This is a genomic window from Pseudotabrizicola formosa, from assembly GCF_002900965.1.
GTDB lineage: Bacteria > Pseudomonadota > Alphaproteobacteria > Rhodobacterales > Rhodobacteraceae > Pseudotabrizicola > Pseudotabrizicola formosa.
In genome coordinates this window covers 226,599-244,022 of the sequence record NZ_PJOM01000004.1, presented here as the reverse complement: position 1 = coordinate 244,022, position 17,424 = coordinate 226,599, and the positions used below count along the sequence as shown (strand labels likewise).

At 65.0% G+C, this 17,424-nt stretch carries 21 protein-coding genes and 1 tRNA gene; 7 read left to right on the top strand and 15 right to left on the bottom strand.

Features of this window, described 5'->3' with window-relative positions; genetic code table 11:
- Window positions 1-12: 12 nt before the first annotated feature.
- The 8 genes from CXR43_RS15120 to CXR43_RS15085 all read right to left on the bottom strand — a co-directional run bounded on the left by CXR43_RS15120 (window position 13) and on the right by CXR43_RS15085 (window position 4,871).
- Window positions 13-864, bottom strand: a complete 852-nt coding sequence (locus tag CXR43_RS15120; protein ID WP_103335275.1) for a cytochrome c1 — start codon at window positions 862-864, stop codon at window positions 13-15.
- A gap of 17 nt (window positions 865-881) precedes the next feature.
- The gene (gene petB, locus CXR43_RS15115; RefSeq protein WP_103335273.1) at window positions 882-2,219 is read right to left on the bottom strand and encodes a cytochrome b; all 1,338 of its coding nucleotides are present in this window, start codon (window positions 2,217-2,219) and stop codon (window positions 882-884) included.
- Between the two features lie 12 nt (window positions 2,220-2,231).
- Window positions 2,232-2,792, bottom strand: a complete 561-nt coding sequence (gene petA / locus CXR43_RS15110; RefSeq protein WP_103335270.1) for a ubiquinol-cytochrome c reductase iron-sulfur subunit — start codon at window positions 2,790-2,792, stop codon at window positions 2,232-2,234.
- Between the two features lie 292 nt (window positions 2,793-3,084).
- Window positions 3,085-3,690 (bottom strand): glutathione S-transferase, encoded by a 606-nt coding sequence (locus CXR43_RS15105; RefSeq protein ID WP_103335268.1) that lies wholly within the window; start codon window positions 3,688-3,690, stop codon window positions 3,085-3,087.
- Window positions 3,687-3,983: a hypothetical protein gene (locus CXR43_RS15100; RefSeq protein WP_103335414.1), complete on the bottom strand. Its 297-nt coding sequence runs from the start codon at window positions 3,981-3,983 to the stop codon at window positions 3,687-3,689. Before CXR43_RS15100 ends, CXR43_RS15105 begins: the two co-directional genes overlap by 4 nt.
- Window positions 3,984-4,070: 87 nt before the next feature.
- Entirely contained in the window at window positions 4,071-4,475 is a 405-nt protein-coding gene (locus CXR43_RS15095) for a hypothetical protein (protein WP_103335266.1), read from the bottom strand.
- A 120-nt stretch (window positions 4,476-4,595) separates the two neighbouring features.
- Window positions 4,596-4,721 (bottom strand): type B 50S ribosomal protein L36, encoded by a 126-nt coding sequence (gene ykgO / locus CXR43_RS15090; protein WP_023666132.1) that lies wholly within the window; start codon window positions 4,719-4,721, stop codon window positions 4,596-4,598.
- Between the two features lie 75 nt (window positions 4,722-4,796).
- Window positions 4,797-4,871, bottom strand: a tRNA-Val gene (locus CXR43_RS15085).
- A 186-nt stretch (window positions 4,872-5,057) separates the two neighbouring features.
- Here CXR43_RS15085 and CXR43_RS15080 point away from each other — a divergent pair.
- Window positions 5,058-5,918 (top strand): N-formylglutamate amidohydrolase, encoded by an 861-nt coding sequence (locus CXR43_RS15080; RefSeq protein WP_103335263.1) that lies wholly within the window; start codon window positions 5,058-5,060, stop codon window positions 5,916-5,918.
- 64 nt (window positions 5,919-5,982) lie between these two features.
- On the opposite strand, the gene CXR43_RS15075 is transcribed toward CXR43_RS15080, so the two are convergent.
- The 4 genes from CXR43_RS15075 to CXR43_RS15060 all read right to left on the bottom strand — a co-directional run bounded on the left by CXR43_RS15075 (window position 5,983) and on the right by CXR43_RS15060 (window position 9,922).
- Window positions 5,983-6,693, bottom strand: a complete 711-nt coding sequence (locus CXR43_RS15075) for a L,D-transpeptidase (RefSeq protein ID WP_103335260.1) — start codon at window positions 6,691-6,693, stop codon at window positions 5,983-5,985.
- A gap of 59 nt (window positions 6,694-6,752) precedes the next feature.
- Window positions 6,753-7,124, bottom strand: a complete 372-nt coding sequence (locus CXR43_RS15070; protein ID WP_103335258.1) for a hypothetical protein — start codon at window positions 7,122-7,124, stop codon at window positions 6,753-6,755.
- Window positions 7,125-7,200: 76 nt separating this feature from the next.
- A complete protein-coding gene (locus CXR43_RS15065) occupies window positions 7,201-8,463 on the bottom strand; it encodes a DNA polymerase IV (protein WP_103335411.1) in 1,263 nt (420 codons plus the stop codon).
- A gap of 115 nt (window positions 8,464-8,578) precedes the next feature.
- A complete protein-coding gene (locus CXR43_RS15060; RefSeq protein WP_146036532.1) occupies window positions 8,579-9,922 on the bottom strand; it encodes a D-amino acid dehydrogenase in 1,344 nt (447 codons plus the stop codon).
- Between the two features lie 225 nt (window positions 9,923-10,147).
- Here CXR43_RS15060 and CXR43_RS15055 point away from each other — a divergent pair, with 225 nt between their 5' ends.
- Genes CXR43_RS15055 through dxs form a run of 6 tightly spaced genes read left to right on the top strand, consistent with a single transcriptional unit; the run spans window position 10,148 to window position 15,251 of the window.
- Entirely contained in the window at window positions 10,148-11,029 is an 882-nt protein-coding gene (locus tag CXR43_RS15055; protein ID WP_103335253.1) for an SPFH domain-containing protein, read from the top strand.
- On the top strand, window positions 11,026-11,295 hold the full coding sequence (locus CXR43_RS15050; RefSeq protein ID WP_168219847.1) for an NfeD family protein: 270 nt from the start codon (window positions 11,026-11,028) through the stop codon (window positions 11,293-11,295). The genes CXR43_RS15055 and CXR43_RS15050 overlap by 4 nt, the downstream gene beginning before the upstream one ends.
- Window positions 11,288-12,214: a histone deacetylase family protein gene (locus tag CXR43_RS15045; RefSeq protein ID WP_103335249.1), complete on the top strand. Its 927-nt coding sequence runs from the start codon at window positions 11,288-11,290 to the stop codon at window positions 12,212-12,214. Before CXR43_RS15050 ends, CXR43_RS15045 begins: the two co-directional genes overlap by 8 nt.
- Window positions 12,211-12,462 carry an exodeoxyribonuclease VII small subunit gene (locus CXR43_RS15040; RefSeq protein WP_103335248.1) on the top strand — a complete coding sequence of 84 codons (252 nt, stop codon included), beginning with the start codon at window positions 12,211-12,213 and terminating at the stop codon, window positions 12,460-12,462. The genes CXR43_RS15045 and CXR43_RS15040 overlap by 4 nt, the downstream gene beginning before the upstream one ends.
- Window positions 12,459-13,328 (top strand): polyprenyl synthetase family protein, encoded by an 870-nt coding sequence (locus CXR43_RS15035; RefSeq protein ID WP_435530811.1) that lies wholly within the window; start codon window positions 12,459-12,461, stop codon window positions 13,326-13,328. The genes CXR43_RS15040 and CXR43_RS15035 overlap by 4 nt, the downstream gene beginning before the upstream one ends.
- A 9-nt stretch (window positions 13,329-13,337) precedes the next feature.
- Window positions 13,338-15,251 carry a 1-deoxy-D-xylulose-5-phosphate synthase gene (dxs, locus tag CXR43_RS15030; protein ID WP_103335245.1) on the top strand — a complete coding sequence of 638 codons (1,914 nt, stop codon included), beginning with the start codon at window positions 13,338-13,340 and terminating at the stop codon, window positions 15,249-15,251.
- A gap of 47 nt (window positions 15,252-15,298) precedes the next feature.
- Here dxs and fzlA read toward each other — a convergent pair whose 3' ends face one another.
- From fzlA to rpe, 3 genes are all read right to left on the bottom strand, one after another.
- Window positions 15,299-15,964, bottom strand: a complete 666-nt coding sequence (fzlA, locus tag CXR43_RS15025; protein WP_103335242.1) for an FtsZ-binding protein FzlA — start codon at window positions 15,962-15,964, stop codon at window positions 15,299-15,301.
- An 85-nt stretch (window positions 15,965-16,049) separates the two neighbouring features.
- A complete protein-coding gene (gph, locus tag CXR43_RS15020; RefSeq protein ID WP_103335239.1) occupies window positions 16,050-16,721 on the bottom strand; it encodes a phosphoglycolate phosphatase in 672 nt (223 codons plus the stop codon).
- Window positions 16,718-17,407, bottom strand: coding sequence for a ribulose-phosphate 3-epimerase (gene rpe / locus CXR43_RS15015; RefSeq protein WP_103335406.1), 690 nt, complete (start codon window positions 17,405-17,407; stop codon window positions 16,718-16,720). The genes gph and rpe overlap by 4 nt, the downstream gene beginning before the upstream one ends.
- Window positions 17,408-17,424: the final 17 nt, after the last annotated feature.

Below are 17,424 nucleotides of genomic sequence, written 5' to 3'. Positions count from 1 at the left end.
CAGATCACCGGATCAAACGGTCTTCTTGCCTTTGACACTTGCCCAGATCTTCTTGTTGGTCAGATAAAGCAAGGTTGACAGCACGATCAGGAACAACACGGCCTTAAAGCCAGCTTCCTTGCGGGCCATCATCTTGGGCTCTGCTGCCCAGACAAGGAAAGACGTCACATCCGCCGCCATGTTCGATACGGTGGCCGGCGTGCCATCGGCATAGGTCACCAGATCATCGCTCAGCGGGTTCGGCATCGAGATCCAGCTGCCGGGAACGGTCGAGACGCCATGCTCGTCCTTGCAGCTGTCTGGCACGCCGCCATTGGGGAAGGCGGAGTTGTAATAGAACCCATCCACCCCGTCCGGCGCACAGGCCGGTTCTTCTTCGGTGTAATGGGTCAGAATCGAGTAGGTATACTCGGCCCCGCCGATGCCGTTGAAGAACTGGCTGATACCAGTGCCATACGGACCATGGAACCCTGCGCGGGCCTTGGTCATCAGCGACAGGTCGGGCGCACCTTCAAATCCCGACATCGGGAAATGGTCAGTCGGCACGCCGTCCCGGTCTTCACCGGTTTCCGCATCTGTCACCGAATACTGGGCGGCATAGGCGCGGACCTGATCTTCCGGCATTTCTGGCCCGCCCGGATCGGACAGGCTGCGGATCGGCACGTATTGCAGACCGTGGCAGGCGGCACAAACCTCGGTATAGACCTGAAGGCCACGCTGCAGCTGGTTCTGGTCAAATCTGCCGAACGGGCCTTCATGCGCGAAATCGTAATCGGTGATTTCCGCTGCGCCGCCGGCGGCCAAGGCAACCCCTGCCGAAAGGGCAAGGGCAGCAGTTGCAGTGAGTGCGATGTTCCTGATCATGTCAGTCAGTTCCTTTCTCACTCAGCCGCGACGGTTTTGGTGCCGCCGGTCGTCGGGGAGTAATGGGCGTTGAAGTCTTCTTCGATGGTCGCAGGCTGTGGCAGCGGCTTTTCGATCACACCCAGCAGCGGCAGGATGACAAGGAAATACGCGAACCAATAGGCCGAGGCGATCAGTGAGATCGTGGCATAGGGCTCTTCCGCTGGCATTGCGCCAACCCACATCAGCACCATGAAGTCGACGCAGAGCAGGGCAAACCACCATTTGAACATGGGGCGATAGCGGCCCGAGCGCACCGAGGACGTGTCCAGCCAAGGGGCCAGTGCCATCACCGCGATGGCCCCGAACATGGCCAGAACCCCGAAGAACTTGGCGTCAACGATGCCGAAGGTGATCCATTCGGCGGCAATCACAACCCAGACATCGGCGGTAAAGGCGCGCAGGATGGCGTAGAATGGCAGGAAGTACCATTCCGGCACGATATGGGCCGGCGTCGCCAGCGCATTCGCTTCCAGATAGTTGTCGGGGTGGCCCAGATAGTTCGGCATGAAGCCGACCACCGCAAAGAACACCGCCAGGATCACCGCAAGGGCGAACAGATCCTTGATCACGAAATACGGCCAGAACGGCAGGGTGTCCCGCTCTGCCTCTTCCTTGGACCCGCGGCGCACCTCAACCCCGGTCGGGTTGTTGTTGCCAGTGGTGTGGAAGGCCCAGATGTGCACCGCAACCAGCGCCGCGATCACGAAGGGCAGCAGGTAATGCAGCGAGAAGAACCGGTTCAGCGTGGCATTGTCCACCGCCGGACCGCCAAGCAGCCAGGTCTGGATCGGCTCGCCAATGCCCGGAATCGCGCCGAACAGGCCGGTGATCACGGTGGCCCCCCAGAACGACATCTGGCCCCAGGGCAGAACATAGCCCATGAAAGCCGTGGCCATCATGGCCAGGTAGATCAGCATGCCGATGATCCACGTCACCTCACGCGGGGCCTTGTAAGACCCGTAGTACAGGCCGCGGAAGATGTGCAGATAGACCGCAATGAAGAACAGCGATGCGCCATTCTGATGCAGATACCGCAGCATATGGCCGCCGTTCACGTTGCGCATGATATGTTCCACGCTCGCAAAGGCGTGGTCGACATGCGGGGTGTAATGCATCACCAGGACGATCCCGGTCACAATCTGCATCGCAAGGCAGAAGGTCAGAACGATGCCCCAGATCCACATCCAGTTGAGGTTCTTGGGGGTAGGGATCATCAGCGTGTCATACATCAGCCCCGCGATGGGAAGGCGCTTGTGCAGCCACTTCTCTCCACCTGTCTTGGGCTCGTAATGGTCGTGCGGAATTCCGGCCATGGTTCTGTGTCCTTATCCCAGCCTGATCGTTGAATCGTCCACGAAGGACGCGAGCGGAATGTCGAGGTTGCGCGGCGCGGGCCCGCGGCGGATGCGCCCGGCCGGGTCATAATGTGACCCGTGGCAGGGGCAGAACCAGCCGCCGAAATCGCCAGCCCCGTCGCCGATCGGCACGCAGCCCAGATGGGTGCAGACACCGATCATCACCAGCCATTCACCGGCGTCGTCCAGCGTGCGGTTTTCATCCGCAGCGTCCGTGCCGGCCTTGTTCGGGTTGCCAGAGGTCTGGTCCGGCAGTTCGGACAGCGCGGTGGCGCGGGCGGCCTCAATCTCTTCGGGGCTGCGGCGACGGATGAACACCGGCTTGCCAAGAAACTTCACCGTCAGCTGGGTGCCGACATCGACGCCCGAAATATCGACGAAGATCGAGGACAGAGCCTGAACGTCAGCCGAAGGGTTCATCTGGTTCACAAGCGGCCAGACGGCGGCCCCGGTGGCCACTGCCCCGGCCCCGGCGGTTGCGTAATACAGGAAATCCCTGCGGGTGCCTGCGTGGTCTTCTGCGTGGGACACGAGATATTCTCCCTTTCAAGACCACAGGGTCTGTGGCCCATAAAGATTTCAGGGCTGTGGTTGCCCACGACCCTGCCAAGCGGGTTATTAGCCAAGGCACGCCCCCGCGTCCAGCGGACAATAGAGCGCATGTGATACGGTTTGACCCGTTATTTCTCTGCCTGTGGCTGATAAGGCGCGGCTATAGCAGTCTAAGGGTGTCGCGGCACAGACCCTGTTCAAGACCCTGCGACAAGACGCGGCACCCCAAGGCTGCGGTCCCAAGGCCATCTGCCACGCCCCTTTGCACCGCTCAGCCCGGCGGGCGGGTGGCCTGCATCGACGGGCGCGCGGCGAAACCCGCCTCCCAGGCGGCAAGCAGCGGGTGGTTCATCCGCCAGTGCCGGTCAGCATGGCGGAAATCCAGATAGCCCAGCGCGCAGGCGGTGGCGATCTGGCCCATGTCCAGCGTGCCGTTGAGATGGTCGATCCAGCGGCTTTCCAGCGCATCCAGCGCGCGGCTGATCTTGCTCCACTGCCCCTCCACCCAGGGGTCAAAGCGCTTGTCTTCCGGCCGGATGCGCTGCTCGTAAACCATCAGCAGGGCGGCATCCAGCATGCCATCGGCGGTGGCTTCCACCGTCAGCGTGTCCCACAACAGCGGCGCGGCAGGGTAAAGCGCGGTGCCGGCCTCTGCGTTCAGAAACTGGCAGATCACCCGGCTGTCATACAGGGTGGGGCCATTGTCGCGCTGCAGCGCCGGAATCTTGCCCAGCGGGTTCTGCTCCACCACCCCGGCGTCGGGCGCGACGGGCGAGCCGGAGGCGGTCACCATCTCGATGCCGGTCAGGCCGGTTTCGGCCATCAGCACCAGGATCTTGCGGACATATGGCGAGGTGGGGGAGTGATACAGCTTCATTCGATTTCCCGCAGGCGCAGGCGGGCCATGGCCGCCGCGTCGATTTCATAGGTCTTGCCGCCCATCTGAAAGGTGCGGCGCAGGCGGAAGGTGGTGTTGCGCTGACCCGCCACATCGCGCGGCCGGTGCGAGGCAAGCCCCTCGTCCAGATCATCCAGCGCCTCTTCTGCGCGCTGGTCGGTCCGTCCGGCCTGCCCATACCGCCGGATCAGGCGTTGGGCAACATAGCCAAGCGCCGCAACCGCGCCAAGGCGCAGGGCAAAGGGCAACAACGGGGCAAGTGGCAGTGGCATCATGACCTCCGGTCGGATCAGCGGAGTCTAGGCGGCGGGCGCATGACTGTCCATCCATCCCATGCGGCACGGCGCGGTTTGGCGGCGCTAGGCGGGTCTTTTGGACCGTCGGATCAGCGTCAGTCCAAGCGCGGCACCGACCCCGTAGACCAGCGCCGCCCCCGCTGCCTGAAACGGCAGCGACAGCGTGACCAGCGGCCCCAGAATCGTGCCCGCGCCCGGCAGCACCAGCGTGCCCGCGACCAGCCCGGCCAGGCCGATCATCGCCAGCCACAGTGCCAGATCCAGCGCCACCCCCACCGCGCCCGCCCGGCGGGCAAACAGCGGAAACATCAGCCACTGTGCCAGACCTGCCCCGAACACCATCGGCACCAGCGCCCACAAAACATCTGCGGGGCGGGGCGGCATGCCATTGGCCAGCACCATCGCCAACCCCAGGCTGGCAGCGGCAACAAGCGTGGCAAGACCTCGTGATCTGGACATCTGGAACATGGCCCACACCTAGCCGCAGGGCTGCGGGGTGCAAGCCTGATCACGCCTCCCGCCGCAGACAAGGAAAAAGGCCGCCCGGTTTCCCGTGGCGGCCTTTGTCTGGTGTCGCTGCGCGCGAGATCAGCCCTGACGGGCCTTATAGCGCTTTTGCGTCTTGTTGATCACATAGACGCGGCCCTTGCGGCGCACGACCTGGCAATCACGGTGACGCGTCTTCAGCGAACGGAGCGAGTTGGCGACTTTCATGGTCGTCTCTTTCCTTGGTCGCGGCGCATCACGCGCCAGTTGAAAACAATGACCCCCAAGCATGGGGGCGGTGAATGGTGGGCGGTACTGGGATCGAACCAGTGGCCACTACGATGTCAACGTAGTGCTCTACCGCTGAGCTAACCGCCCACGCTACAGCCGCATTTCCCCCAGGCCCCAAACAAAAGGACGCGGGGAGAACCGCGTCGGTGTGCGGGGGTCTATAGCCAGTTGCGCCCATGGCCGCAAGAGCCTTTCCACCGCACACCCCCCTGCAATCTTGGCTTTTGGCATTTCGGCAAAGCCCGCTATAACATCAGGGATCGGGAGACAGCAGTGCACAGCGAAGCCTTTACCCTTTATCACCCCGCCCGGCGCGAAACGCCGGTTGTCTTCTCGTCCCCTCACAGCGGGCGGGCCTATCCGCCGGCCTTTCTGGCCGGATCGGTGCTGGATTCCCGGCTGATCCGGTCCTCCGAGGATGCCTTTGTCGATGATCTCTTCCGCTCGGCGACCGATCATGGCGCGCCGCTGATCGCTGCCAACGCCCCCAGGGCCTTTATCGACCTGAACCGGGCAGCGGATGAGCTTGATGCCGCCGTTGTCGAAGATGTCCTGCGCAGCCCGCACAACCCGCGCGTGGCCTCGGGCCTTGGGGTGATTCCCCGGGTGGTGTCGGGGGGGCGGGCGATTTATCGCGGCAAGATGCCTCTGGCCGAGGCAGAAGGCCGGATTCGTGACCATTGGCATCCCTATCACGCCGCCCTGCGTCGCCTGACCGAGGACAGCCACGCCCAATTCGGCCAATCGGTGCTGATCGATTGCCATTCCATGCCGCATGAGGCGATCGAGGCGCATTCCCGGCCCGGCCTGCCCCGCCCCGACGTGGTGCTGGGGGACCGATTCGGCGCCGCAGCCGCGCGCAATGTGATGGATCAGGTCGAAGCCGCCTTCCGCCGCGCCGGGTTGCGGGTGTCGCGCAATGCGCCCTTTGCCGGGGCCTATATCGCCCAGACCTATGGCCGCCCGTCGCGCGGCTTTCATGTGGTGCAGGTCGAGATCGACCGGGCGCTCTACATGGACGAGACGCGAATCGAACCGCTGCCCGGATTCGACGCCTTCCGTGATCTGATCGCCGGGGTCGTGGCCGAGATTGCCATGATCGGCCGGCTGCAGATGCCGCTGGCGGCAGAATAGGCGCGGCACAGGGCACGGCCCGCAGCCAAAGGCGGGGAGGATCCCCCGCCTTCGGACCTAACCTCTAATACACCGCAGCGGCAGCAGACAGGCGCTGCGGTGGCAGCACCCGCACCGTCACGCCGTGTCGCACACGCTGACGCAGATCGATCACGTCATGGTCCAGCAGCCGGATGCAGCCGGATGACACGCGTTTGCCAAGATACTCTGGCTCGCAAGCCCCGTGAATCCGGTACAGCGTGTCCACGCCATCCTGAAACAGATACAGGGCACGCGCCCCAAGCGGATTGCCCGGGCCCGGGTCCATCCCGCCATTCGCCACGGAATAGGGTTCCAGCTCAGGCTGCCGCGCGATCATGCTGTCGGGCACCTTCCAGCGGGGCCAGCTTCGGCAGAATTGCAGCCGGGCATCGCCGTGCCAGGCAAAGGCCGCGGCCCCCGTCCCCGCGCCATAGCGCATGGCGCGGCCTTGCGTGCCCACCAGATGCAAAAAGCCAGCGTCGGGGTCGACAATGATGGTGCCAGCCACCTCCAGTGGAAATGGATTTTCAACCTCCTGCCGCCAGAGTTCGGGCGGCACAACGCCTTCCGGCACCGCAGGAATGGGGTAGGGTTCGGTCGTGATCGCGCCATAATGCGCGGGCAGCGGCGGGAAGCGTTCGGCTTCTGGCGCGACCAGCGACGGCGCGGGGGGTTGCGACGAGGGCGGCTGCATGACGCAGGCCGAAAGCAGCGCAGAGGCGCCTCCGGCACCAAAGAGACGACGGGTCAACATATGTGGGTTCCTTATGGGCTGAGGAGTCTTGGTAACCGCAGGTTGCGCGGTCGCGACACTCAGCAGGCCCGGGGCGGGTCCAGGGACCCTGCCGGCGTCACCCCGGCAAGCTGCACCCCATCCGCCGGCAGCAGCGCATCCTCCCCACCCGGCAGGTCCGGGGAAGGCGCAGACCCGGGCAGCGCAAGATCCGGCCCGCATGGCGCGCCAAGCAGAACGGCTGTCCGACAGCGCTTTGGCTTTGACGCAAAATCCAATCCATCGCGCCGGTCATCGCCAGACACCGCCGCACCGGCTGGCTCTGGACCCGCAGCCGCCACGACGGCAGCCTGATGATCCCCGGAAGGCAGGGCTGCGGCACCGGAATAGGCCCCCCAAGGGAGGACCGCCAGAACCAGCAAAAGACGTGCAATGGAAAGAAGCCAGACCATATCCCCTCGCTGAGCGATCGGGCATCGAAGATCAAGACACCAAAGGAGCCCGCACCATCAACACATTGCGACCGCCTCAGCGCAGCGCACGTCCCTTGATGATCGCATCCTTGCCGAAACGGGCCCGAATCGCATCTGCCGCGCGTTCGGCCATGGCGCGCTTGCCCGCGTCCGGGTCCAGCAGGTCAGCGGACCGGTCGGCCTGATCTTCCGGTGCCAGATCCGAGATCCCGACCCCGATCAGCCGGAACGGCCCGGCACGGCCCGCCTGGTCGAACAGGCCGCGCGCCGTGCGATAGATCCGGTCGGCCATCTGGGTCGGGTCCGGCAAGCCATGGCGCCGGGTCAGAATACGGAAATCTCCGGTCTTGAGCTTCAGCGTCACGGTGCGGCCCGCCAGCGCCTTGGCCTTGGCGCGGTCCGACACCTGTTCCGACAGCCGCCACAGATGGCCGTCCAGCAGATCGGCGTCCGAGGTATCCTCGAAAAACGTGGTTTCCTTGGAAATCGACTTCAGCTTTTCATCCCGCGTCACCCGACGGTCATCCTGCCCGCGCGCCAGATGCCACAGCCGATCACCCATCTGGCCAAAGCGCGCGGTCAGATCGGCGCGGTCCCAGCGCAGAAGGTCGGAAATGGTGCGAATACCCGCCTGCTCCAGCGCGGCCTGCATCGCCGTGCCCACCCCCCAGAGAATCCGCACCGGTTTTGGCCGCAAAAAGCCCTCGGTCTCGGCCGGGCCAATCAGGGAAAAGCCGCGCGGCTTATCAAGATCGGATGCGATCTTGGCCAGAAACTTGTTATGCGCCAGCCCGACAGAGCCGGTGATGCCCAGCTCCTCCTCCATCCGTTTCGTCAGCCGCGCCAGCAACACCGCAGGCGGTGCGCCATGCAGGCGCGCGGTGCCGGTCAGGTCCAGAAACGCCTCATCCAGGGACAAAGGCTCGATGGCGGGGGTCAGATCCTCCATCATGGCGCGGATCTGGCGGCTGACCTCGACATAGCGGGCCATGCGCGGCTTCACCACCACCGCCTCGGGGCACAGTTTCAGCGCCTGAAACATCGGCATCGCCGAGCGCACGCCATGGATGCGCGCAATATAACAGCAGGTAGACACCACCCCCCGCGTTCCGCCGCCCACAATCAGCGGCTTGTCGGCCAAAGACGGATCATCGCGCTTTTCCACCGACGCATAAAAGGCATCGCAATCCATATGCGCGATGGACAGCCGGAACAGATCAGGATGCGACAGGATGCGCGGGCTGCGGCAGGCCGGACAGCGGCCCCGCACCGGGGCCGTGTCAAATTCGGTCAGGCAATCGCGGCACAGGGCGGGCATGATGCGCAATCATAACCGGTTGTGGCCGCCGCGCACAGGGGCAAAGCGGGAACGCCAGGGGCATCTGGGGATGCCTCCGGCGGGCCTGCGCCAGCAAGGTGCAAGCCTTGGGCGGTCAGCGCGCCGGGGCGGGGGTCAGCACCGGCCGCGCAGCTTTGGCAGCTTTGGCGTAACGCTCAAACCCAAGATCGCGGCTTTCGATATCCGTGGCATGGCCCGAGACGATATCGGCCAGCAACCGGCCCGAACCGGCGGCCATCGTCCAGCCCAGCGTGCCATGGCCGGTGTTCAGGAACAGGTTGGCCACCGGCGAGCGGCCCACAATCGGCGTGCCATCCGGCGTCATCGGGCGCAGACCCGCCCAGAACGTCGCACGGCTCTGGTCGCCCGCGCCGCCAAACAGGTCTTCCACCGAATGCACCAGCGTCCGCTTGCGCTTTTCCGACAGCGACAGATCAAATCCCGCGATTTCCGCCATGCCGCCAACGCGGATGCGATCCCCAAGCCGGGTGATGGCGATCTTGTGGGTTTCATCCATCACGGTGGACACCGGCGCGCGGCTGGCATCGGTCACCGGCACGGTGATCGAATAGCCCTTCACCGGATAGACCGGCAAGGCAATGCCCAGATCCGCCACCAGCTGCGGCGAATATGACCCCAGCGCCAGCACAAAGGCATCGGCGGTCACCTCCCCTTCGGAGGTCGTCACACTGGTGATCTTGTCGCCTGTGCGGTTCAGCCGGGTGATGCTGACGCCCTGGCGGAAGGTCACGCCCGCCGCCGCCGCCCGCGCCGCCAGCCCTTGGGTGAACTTGAAACAATCGCCGGTCTCGTCCTTGGGCAGGCGCAAGCCGCCCGCGATCTTGCCTGCCGCATCGGCCAGCCCCGGCTCCACCGCCAGACAGCCCGCCACATCCAGCACTTCGAACGGCACCCCGCCCTCGCGCAGCACGTCGATATCCTTGCCGGCCCCATCGACCTGCTTTTGCGTGCGGAACAGTTGCAGCGTGCCCTGCTGGCGCTCGTCAAAGGCAATGCCGGTGGTGGCGCGCAGATCGGTCAGGCAATCGCGCGAATATTCCGCCAGCCGCACCATCCGCCCCTTGTTCACCGCATAGGCCGCAGAGGTGCAATTGCCCAGCATCTGCAGCATCCAGCGGATCTTGGCGACATCCGGCTTCGGGTTCACGATCAGAGGCGCATGTTCCATGAACATCCATTTGATCGCCTTCAGCGGAATGCCGGGTGCTGCCCAGGGCGCGGAATAGCCGGGGCTGATCTCGCCGGCATTGGCAAAGCTGGTTTCCAGCGCGGCGGCAGGCTGACGGTCGATCACCGTTACCTCATGCCCGGCCTGCGCCAGATACCAGGCCGAGGTCACACCGATGACGCCAGAGCCGAGGATGACGATTTTCATGGGGCGACCTTTCGCAACAGGAGTGTTCGGCCGATCATGCATCCGGCACTGGGGGATTTTCTGGCAAAGATGCCCGCGGATTTCTGATTTATTCGAAGAAATCCTTCCATAATCGCTACAAGATGGGAAAATCGCTCGCCTGATCAATAAATGGGCGAAGAATGAACGGTCAGGCAGGGCAACAGCGCAAGATTATCCCTGCGCTTGCCTCTGGCCGATGAACCCGCCATCCTTGCGGCGAAAATGATTTGAACAAGGCGTTCTGCAATGGATTTCACCCCGGTTATGGGCGGCAATGCGGTCCTTCTGGCGATTGCTGTCTTCCTCATCCTGTGCATCTTCCTGGGGGTGCGGATCGTTCCACAGTCGGAAAAGCATGTGGTCGAACGCTTTGGCCGGTTGCGCTCGGTTCTGGGGCCCGGCATCAACTTCGTCGTGCCCTTTCTCGACCGGGTGGCGCACCGGATCTCCATTCTGGAGCGTCAGCTGCCAACCGCCAGCCAGGATGCCATCACCGCCGACAACGTACTGGTAAAGGTGGAAACTTCGGTATTCTACCGCATCACCGAACCGGAAAAGACCGTCTACCGCATCCGCGATGTCGATGGTGCGATTGCCACCACGGTCGCCGGGATCGTCCGGTCCGAAATCGGCAAGATCGAACTGGATCAGGTGCAATCCAACCGCGCCCAGCTGATCGAACGGGTGCGCGAACAGGTCACCGCCATGGTCGATGACTGGGGGGTCGAGGTGACGCGGGCCGAAATTCTCGACGTGAACCTTGATGAGGCGACCCGCGCCGCCATGCTGCAACAGCTCAACGCCGAACGCGCCCGCCGCGCCCAGGTGATGGAGGCCGAGGGCAAGAAACGCTCTGTCGAACTCGCCGCCGATGCCGACCTCTATGCCGCCGAACAAGCCGCCAAGGCCAAGCGGGTGACAGCGGATGCCGAGGCCTATGCCACATCGGCCATCGCCGTGGCGATCCGCGAATCGGGGTTGGAGGCAGCGCAGTATCAGCTGGCTCTGGCGCAGGTGGATGCGCTGGCCAAGGTGGCGCAAGGCCCGGGCAAGCAGACCATCCTGGTGCCCGCACAGGCGCTGGATGCCTTTGCCGATGCGTTCAAGATGCTGAAAGGGCGCGGCTGATGTGGGCGGTCTGGTGGGTCTGGATCGTGGCAGGCTTTGCCCTTGGCGTGCTCGAGGTGCTGGCCCCGGGCTATATCTTCGTGGGCTTTGCCATCGGCGCGGTTGTGGTGGGGGCCGGGCTTGGGCTGGGCATCCTGGGCGGCAGTCTGGCGGTGCTGCTGCTGGTCTTTGCCGTCGCCTCGCTGATCGCATGGCTGGTGCTGCGCCGCGTGCTGGGGGTGCGCAAGGGGCAGGTCCGGCTGTGGGACCGCGACATCAATGACTGAACAGGTTCTGGTCATCGCGCATGACGATTGCATGTCGCATGTCACCCCGCCCGGCCATCCGGAACAGGTGGCGCGGCTGGCGGCGGTCGAACGGGGCTTGCTGGGCCTGCCGCTTGACCGGCAAGTGGCCCCAATGGGTGCCACAGAGGATGTGCTGCGCTGCCACCCCCAGCGCCATATCGACCGCATCCGCAACGCGCTGCCCCCATCGGGCTGGGCGCAACTGGATGGCGATACCCTCCTGTCGCCCGGCTCTTATGCCGCCGCGATGCGCGGCGTGGGCGGCATCTGCCATGCGGTCGATCATGTGCTGGCCAACGGCACACGCGCCTTTGTCGCCACCCGCCCGCCGGGCCATCATGCGGAACGCGAAACCGCCATGGGCTTTTGCCTGTTCGGCACCGTCGCCATTGCGGCCATGCGCGCGCTGGACCACCATGGCCTGTCCCGCGTCGCCGTGCTCGATTTCGACGTGCACCACGGCAACGGCACACAGGATCTGCTGTGGGATGAGCCGCGCGTGCGCTTTGTCTCCAGCCATCAGATGCCGCTCTATCCCGGCACCGGCCACCCCAATGAACGCGGCGCGCATGGCCAGATCACCAACCTGCCGCTGGCTGCGGGATCAGGCGGCGCGCAGATGTGGGCGGCGTGGCAGCCGGCGCTGGAAGGTCTGCGCCGATGGCAACCGGAACTCATCCTGATCAGCGCCGGCTTCGACGCCCACCGCGACGATCCGCTGGCCGGCCTGAACTGGACCACGCCGGATTTCGCCCGCCTGACCCGCGCGATCTGCGATCTGGCGGAGGAATGCTGCGCGGGCCGGGTGGTATCGGCGCTGGAGGGCGGCTATGATCTGGCGGCATTGGCCGAAAGCGTGGCCGCGCATGTGACAGAACTGGGAAGGCAGACCGCATGACCGACAAACCCGCCGAAAAGCCCGTAGAAGGCATGAGCTTTGAAGAGGCCATGGCCGCATTGGAACAGGTCGTGGGCCAGCTGGAACGCGGCGATGTCGCACTCGATGCCTCCATCGCCCTGTATGAACGCGGCGCAAAGCTCAAGGCCCATTGCGAAGCCCGGCTGAAAGAGGCCGAAGAAAAGGTAGACCTGATCCGCGCCGCCGAGGGCCGCGCCATCGGCACCACCCCGGTGGAGGGGATGTGAGCTTTCCCGACGCTCTGGCGCACGCAGGCGGGCTGATCCAGTCCCGGCTCGACCAAGCCCTGTCCGACCGCGCCGATGAACCGGTGATCGAAGCCATGCGCTATGCCGTGGCGGGCGGCAAACGGCTGCGCGGCTTTCTGGTGCTGGAAACGGCGGCGCTGTTCGATCTGCCCCCCGCCCGCGCGCTCAGTGCGGCGGCGGCGGTGGAATGCCTGCACGCCTACAGCCTTGTGCATGACGACCTGCCCTGCATGGATGATGATGACCTGCGCCGCGGCCAGCCCACCGTCCATGTGAAATGGGACGATGCAACCGCCGTCCTGGCCGGTGACGCCCTGCAAACCCTCGCCTTCGAGCTGCTCTGCGACCCTGCCTTGGGCAGCGGCGACACCCGCATCGCCCTGGTGCAGGGTCTGGCCCAGGCGTCGGGTGCGCAAGGCATGGTGCTGGGTCAGGCGCTCGACATTGCCGCCGAAACCAGCCCCACCGCGCTGACGCTGGACCAGATCACCCGGCTGCAGGCGGGCAAGACCGGCGCCCTGATCCGCTGGTCTGCCGAAGCCGGCGCCATCATTGCCGGGCAAGACCCCACCCCCCTGCGCGCCTATGCCACCGCCCTCGGCCTCGCCTTCCAGATCGCCGACGACATTCTGGATGAAACCGGCGATGAGGCGCAGACCGGCAAGCGCCTGCACAAGGACGCGGCGGCCGGCAAGGCCACCTTCGTCTCGCTCCTTGGGCTGGATGGCGCCCGGGCAAGGGCGCGCGCTCTGGTCGCAGAGGCAGAAGGCCACCTTGCCCCCTATGGCGAGCGCGCCAGAACCCTGATAGACGCCGCGCGGTTCGTGATCGCGCGCGAAAGCTAAAGGCAGGATATGACCGACCGACCCAAAACCCCGCTGCTTGACCGCGTGACCCTGCCCTCCGACATGAAGGGCCTGTCCGACCGCGAGCTGCGCCAACTGGCCGATGAACTGCGGGCCGAGACGATTTCGGCCGTCTCGGTCACCGGCGGCCATCTGGGCGCCGGTCTGGGGGTGGTCGAACTGACCGTGGCCCTGCATGCGGTGTTCGATACCCCGCGTGACAAGATCATCTGGGATGTCGGCCATCAGTGCTATCCCCACAAGATCCTGACCGGGCGGCGCGACCGCATCCGCACCCTGCGCACCGAAGGCGGGCTGTCAGGCTTCACCAAACGCTCCGAATCCCCCTATGACCCATTCGGCGCGGCCCATTCCTCCACCTCGATCTCTGCCGCCCTTGGCTTTGCCATGGCCGCCGATCTGGGCGGCGATCCGGGCGATGCGGTGGCGGTGATCGGCGATGGCTCCATGAGCGCGGGCATGGCATTTGAGGCGATGAACAACGCGGGCCACCTGAAAAAGCGGCTGTTCGTGGTGCTCAACGACAATGAAATGTCGATCGCCCCCCCCGTGGGTGCCCTGTCCAGCTACCTCAGCCGCCTCTATGCCGAAGCCCCGCTGCAAGACCTCAAGGCCGCTGCCAAAGGCGCCTTGGGCCTGCTGCCGCCGCCGTTTCAGGAAGGCGCGCGCCGGGCCAAGGAAATGCTCAAGGGCATGGCGATGGGCGGCACCCTGTTCGAGGAGCTGGGGTTTTCCTACATCGGCCCGATTGACGGGCACGATCTTGACCAGCTGCTGCCCATCCTGCGCACCGCCAAGGCCCGCGCCACCGGCCCGATCCTGCTGCATGTGCTGACCAAAAAGGGCAAGGGCTACGCGCCAGCCGAGGCGGCGCGTGACCGTGGCCACGCCACCGGCAAGTTCGACGTGCTCACCGGCGTGCAAGCCAAGGCCGCCTCCAACGCGCCCAGCTATACCAAGGTGTTCGCTCAGGCCCTGATTGCCGAAGGGGAACGCGATGATAAAATCGTCGCCGTCACCGCCGCCATGCCCGATGGCACCGGGCTGAACCTGTTCGCCGACCGCTTCCCCCGCCGCTGTTTCGATGTCGGCATCGCCGAACAACATGCCGTGACCTTTTCGGCGGGCCTCGCCGCAGGCGGAATGAAACCCTTCTGCGCCATCTACTCCACCTTCCTGCAACGCGGCTATGATCAGGTGGTGCATGATGTCGCCATCCAGCGCCTGCCCGTCCGCTTCGCCATCGACCGCGCGGGCCTTGTGGGGGCCGACGGCGCCACCCATGCCGGCAGCTTCGACGTGGCCTTCCTCGCCAACCTGCCCGGCATGGTGGTGATGGCAGCAGCCGACGAGGCGGAACTGGTTCACATGGTCGCCACCGCCGTCGCGCACAACGATGGCCCCATCGCCTTCCGCTTCCCGCGCGGCGATGGCGTCGGTGTCGACCTCCCCACCCGTGGCACGCCCCTGCAAATCGGCAAGGCCCGCCTGATCACCTCGGGGAACCGCGTGGCGCTCTTGTCCTTCGGCACCCGGCTGCAGGAAACCCTGAAAGCCGCCGAAAGCCTCGCGCAAAAGGGCCTTACCCCCAGCGTGGTCGACGCCCGCTTCGCCAAACCGCTCGACCGCGACATGATCCTGAACCTCGCCCGCAACCACGAGGCGCTGATCACCATCGAAGAAGGCGCCATCGGCGGCTTCGGCAGCCATGTGGCACAGCTTCTGGCCGAAGAAGGCGTTTTCGACACCGGGTTGAAATACCGTTCCATGGTCCTGCCTGACACCTTCATCGACCACGCCTCACCCGAAGCGATGTACCGCTCCGCCGGGATGGATGCGGCCCAGATCGAGGCAAAGGTGCTGCAAACCCTCAGCATCGCATCGCTCTCGAGACGCGCCTGATTGTCTTCAGTCTGAAACTCTCCTGAGGGTCCGGGCGCAAGGCCCTCTCAGAAATCCAGATCGGCGTAATGCGCCGGCGGCGGGAACCCCGGCACCTGATCGGCCAGCAAGGTGCGGAAACTGGGCCGCGACTTGATCTTGGCATACCAGTCCTTCACCGTGGCCGACCGGTTCCAGTCCACATCGCTGATATAGTCCAGACAAGACAGATGCGCGGCCGCGGTGAAATCGGCCAGCGTCATGATATCGCCCGCCAGCCAGCGCCGCTGGTCCAGGATCCACGCCATGTAGTCGAGGTGAAACTTGATCCGCCCGGCCCCGAATTTCACATTCTTCGAATCCGGGTAGCCCAGCTTCATCACCTTCTTGTTCACCCGCTCATAGAGCAGTTTCGAGGTAACCTCGGCGTGGAACTTGTCGTCAAACCACGCACAGATCCGCCGCACCTCATAGCGCACCTCCGGATCGCGCGGCATCAGCGCGGGCGTGGGAAAGGTCTCATCCAGATATTCGCAGATCGCCTGGCTTTCACTCAGCGTCTTCTGCTCCATCTTCAGGATCGGCACCTTGCCCGCCGGGTTGCGGCGCAGGAAATCCGGGCTGGGCTCCCAATAGCGCTCCTCCACCAGTTCCACCTCCAGCTTCTTCTCCGCCAGCGTCAGACGCACCTTGCGGCAGAACGGAGAGAGGGGGAAATGGTAAAGGCGGATCATGCAGCACCCGTATAAAATCTGTGCACCTGATACAGGCCATGGCGCCGGGGTTCAATGCGCAACCGCCCTCCGGCTGCCAGGCTGGTCAGTCTGCGCCGGTTCCGGCCTGCAGCGCCGCCACCATCGCCGGCAGGCTGGCAAACTCCGAAAACGCCAGCGCATGCGGCAGATCGGCAACCGGCGTCTTGCGATAGCCCTCGGTGAACAGGGCAAAGGGCACCCGCGCCGCCACCGCCGTGGCCGCATCCACCTCGCTGTCACCGACATAAAGCGCCGCGCCCCCGCCAAGGCCCGCAATGCAGGCCTGCAGCGGGGCCGGATCGGGCTTGGTCACCGGCAGAGAGTCGCCCCCGATCACCAGGCTGAAAAACCCTTCCAGCCCCAGAGCGCGCAGAATGTCACGCGCAGGCCCCACCGGCTTGTTGGTGCACAGGGCCATCCGGTGCCCGGCCCGCTGAAACCCGGTCAGCACTTGGGTCACCCCGGGGTAGACCCGGGTCAGATCGCTTGACGCGGCATTGTAATGGTCCAGCGTCACTTTCGTCAGCCGCGGATGCTGCCCGATGTCCAGCCCCACCCGCAGGATCACCCGCTCCACCAGCTTTGGCAGCCCATGGCCGACAAAGGAGGTGACCGTCGCCAGATCCAGCGCCGCCACCCCCTCATCCGCCAGCATCCGGGTCACCGCCGCATGAATATCCGGCGCGGAATCGACCAGCGTGCCATCAAGGTCAAAGATCAGATGCACAGCACTCACCGGGCCGCCTCGGCCGCCGCCCGGATCGCACGGATGTTGTCGCCATAGGGCCCCGGGTTGCTGACCGACCCGCCCTTGAACACCGCCGAGCCCGCCACCAGCACATCCGCGCCCGCCGCTGCCACCAGGGGCGCCGTCTCCACCGTCACCCCGCCGTCAATCTCGATGTGAATGGGCCGGTCCCCGATCATCTCCCGCAGGCGGCGGACCTTCTCAATCTGGCTGTGGATAAACTTCTGCCCGCCAAAGCCCGGGTTCACCGTCATCACGCAGACCAGATCCACCATATCCAGCAAATACCGCACATCCTCGATCCCGGTGCCGGGGTTGATCGCCAGCCCCGCCTTGGCCCCGGCCCCGCGAATGGCCTGCAAGGTCCGGTGAATATGCGGCCCCGCTTCCAGATGGGCCGAAATCACATCCGCCCCGGCCTGCGCGAAGGCCTCGATATAGGGGTCCACAGGGGCCACCATCAGGTGAACATCCATCACCCCCTTGATATGCGGGCGGATGGCGGCGCAGGTGGCAGGGCCAAAGGTGATGTTGGGCACGAAATGCCCGTCCATCACATCGACATGCACCCAGTCACAGCCCTGCGCCTCGATCGCCGCACATTCCGCCCCGAAATTCGCGAAATCAGCGGCCAAAATCGACGGCGCGATCTTTATTCTGCGGTCAGCTATCATTTCCATTCCCCTTTTGA

Bases quoted from the DNA above. Each gene is read 5' to 3' on its own strand.
- CXR43_RS15045 (WP_103335249.1), top strand. From the start codon at position 11,288: ATGACTGAACAGGTTCTGGTCATCGCGCATGACGATTGCATGTCGCAT.
- CXR43_RS15100 (WP_103335414.1), bottom strand. From the start codon at position 3,983: ATGCCACTGCCACTTGCCCCGTTGTTGCCCTTTGCCCTGCGCCTTGGC.
- CXR43_RS15120 (WP_103335275.1), bottom strand. From the start codon at position 864: ATGATCAGGAACATCGCACTCACTGCAACTGCTGCCCTTGCCCTTTCG.
- CXR43_RS15095 (WP_103335266.1), bottom strand. From the start codon at position 4,475: ATGTTCCAGATGTCCAGATCACGAGGTCTTGCCACGCTTGTTGCCGCT.
- ykgO (WP_023666132.1), bottom strand. From the start codon at position 4,721: ATGAAAGTCGCCAACTCGCTCCGTTCGCTGAAGACGCGTCACCGTGAT.
- CXR43_RS15105 (WP_103335268.1), bottom strand. From the start codon at position 3,690: ATGAAGCTGTATCACTCCCCCACCTCGCCATATGTCCGCAAGATCCTG.
- CXR43_RS15070 (WP_103335258.1), bottom strand. From the start codon at position 7,124: ATGGTCTGGCTTCTTTCCATTGCACGTCTTTTGCTGGTTCTGGCGGTC.
- CXR43_RS15040 (WP_103335248.1), top strand. From the start codon at position 12,211: ATGACCGACAAACCCGCCGAAAAGCCCGTAGAAGGCATGAGCTTTGAA.
- petB (WP_103335273.1), bottom strand. From the start codon at position 2,219: ATGGCCGGAATTCCGCACGACCATTACGAGCCCAAGACAGGTGGAGAG.
- CXR43_RS15055 (WP_103335253.1), top strand. From the start codon at position 10,148: ATGGATTTCACCCCGGTTATGGGCGGCAATGCGGTCCTTCTGGCGATT.
- rpe (WP_103335406.1), bottom strand. From the start codon at position 17,407: ATGATAGCTGACCGCAGAATAAAGATCGCGCCGTCGATTTTGGCCGCT.
- CXR43_RS15060 (WP_146036532.1), bottom strand. From the start codon at position 9,922: ATGCATGATCGGCCGAACACTCCTGTTGCGAAAGGTCGCCCCATGAAA.
- fzlA (WP_103335242.1), bottom strand. From the start codon at position 15,964: ATGATCCGCCTTTACCATTTCCCCCTCTCTCCGTTCTGCCGCAAGGTG.
- CXR43_RS15065 (WP_103335411.1), bottom strand. From the start codon at position 8,463: ATGCCCGCCCTGTGCCGCGATTGCCTGACCGAATTTGACACGGCCCCG.
- dxs (WP_103335245.1), top strand. From the start codon at position 13,338: ATGACCGACCGACCCAAAACCCCGCTGCTTGACCGCGTGACCCTGCCC.
- CXR43_RS15075 (WP_103335260.1), bottom strand. From the start codon at position 6,693: ATGTTGACCCGTCGTCTCTTTGGTGCCGGAGGCGCCTCTGCGCTGCTT.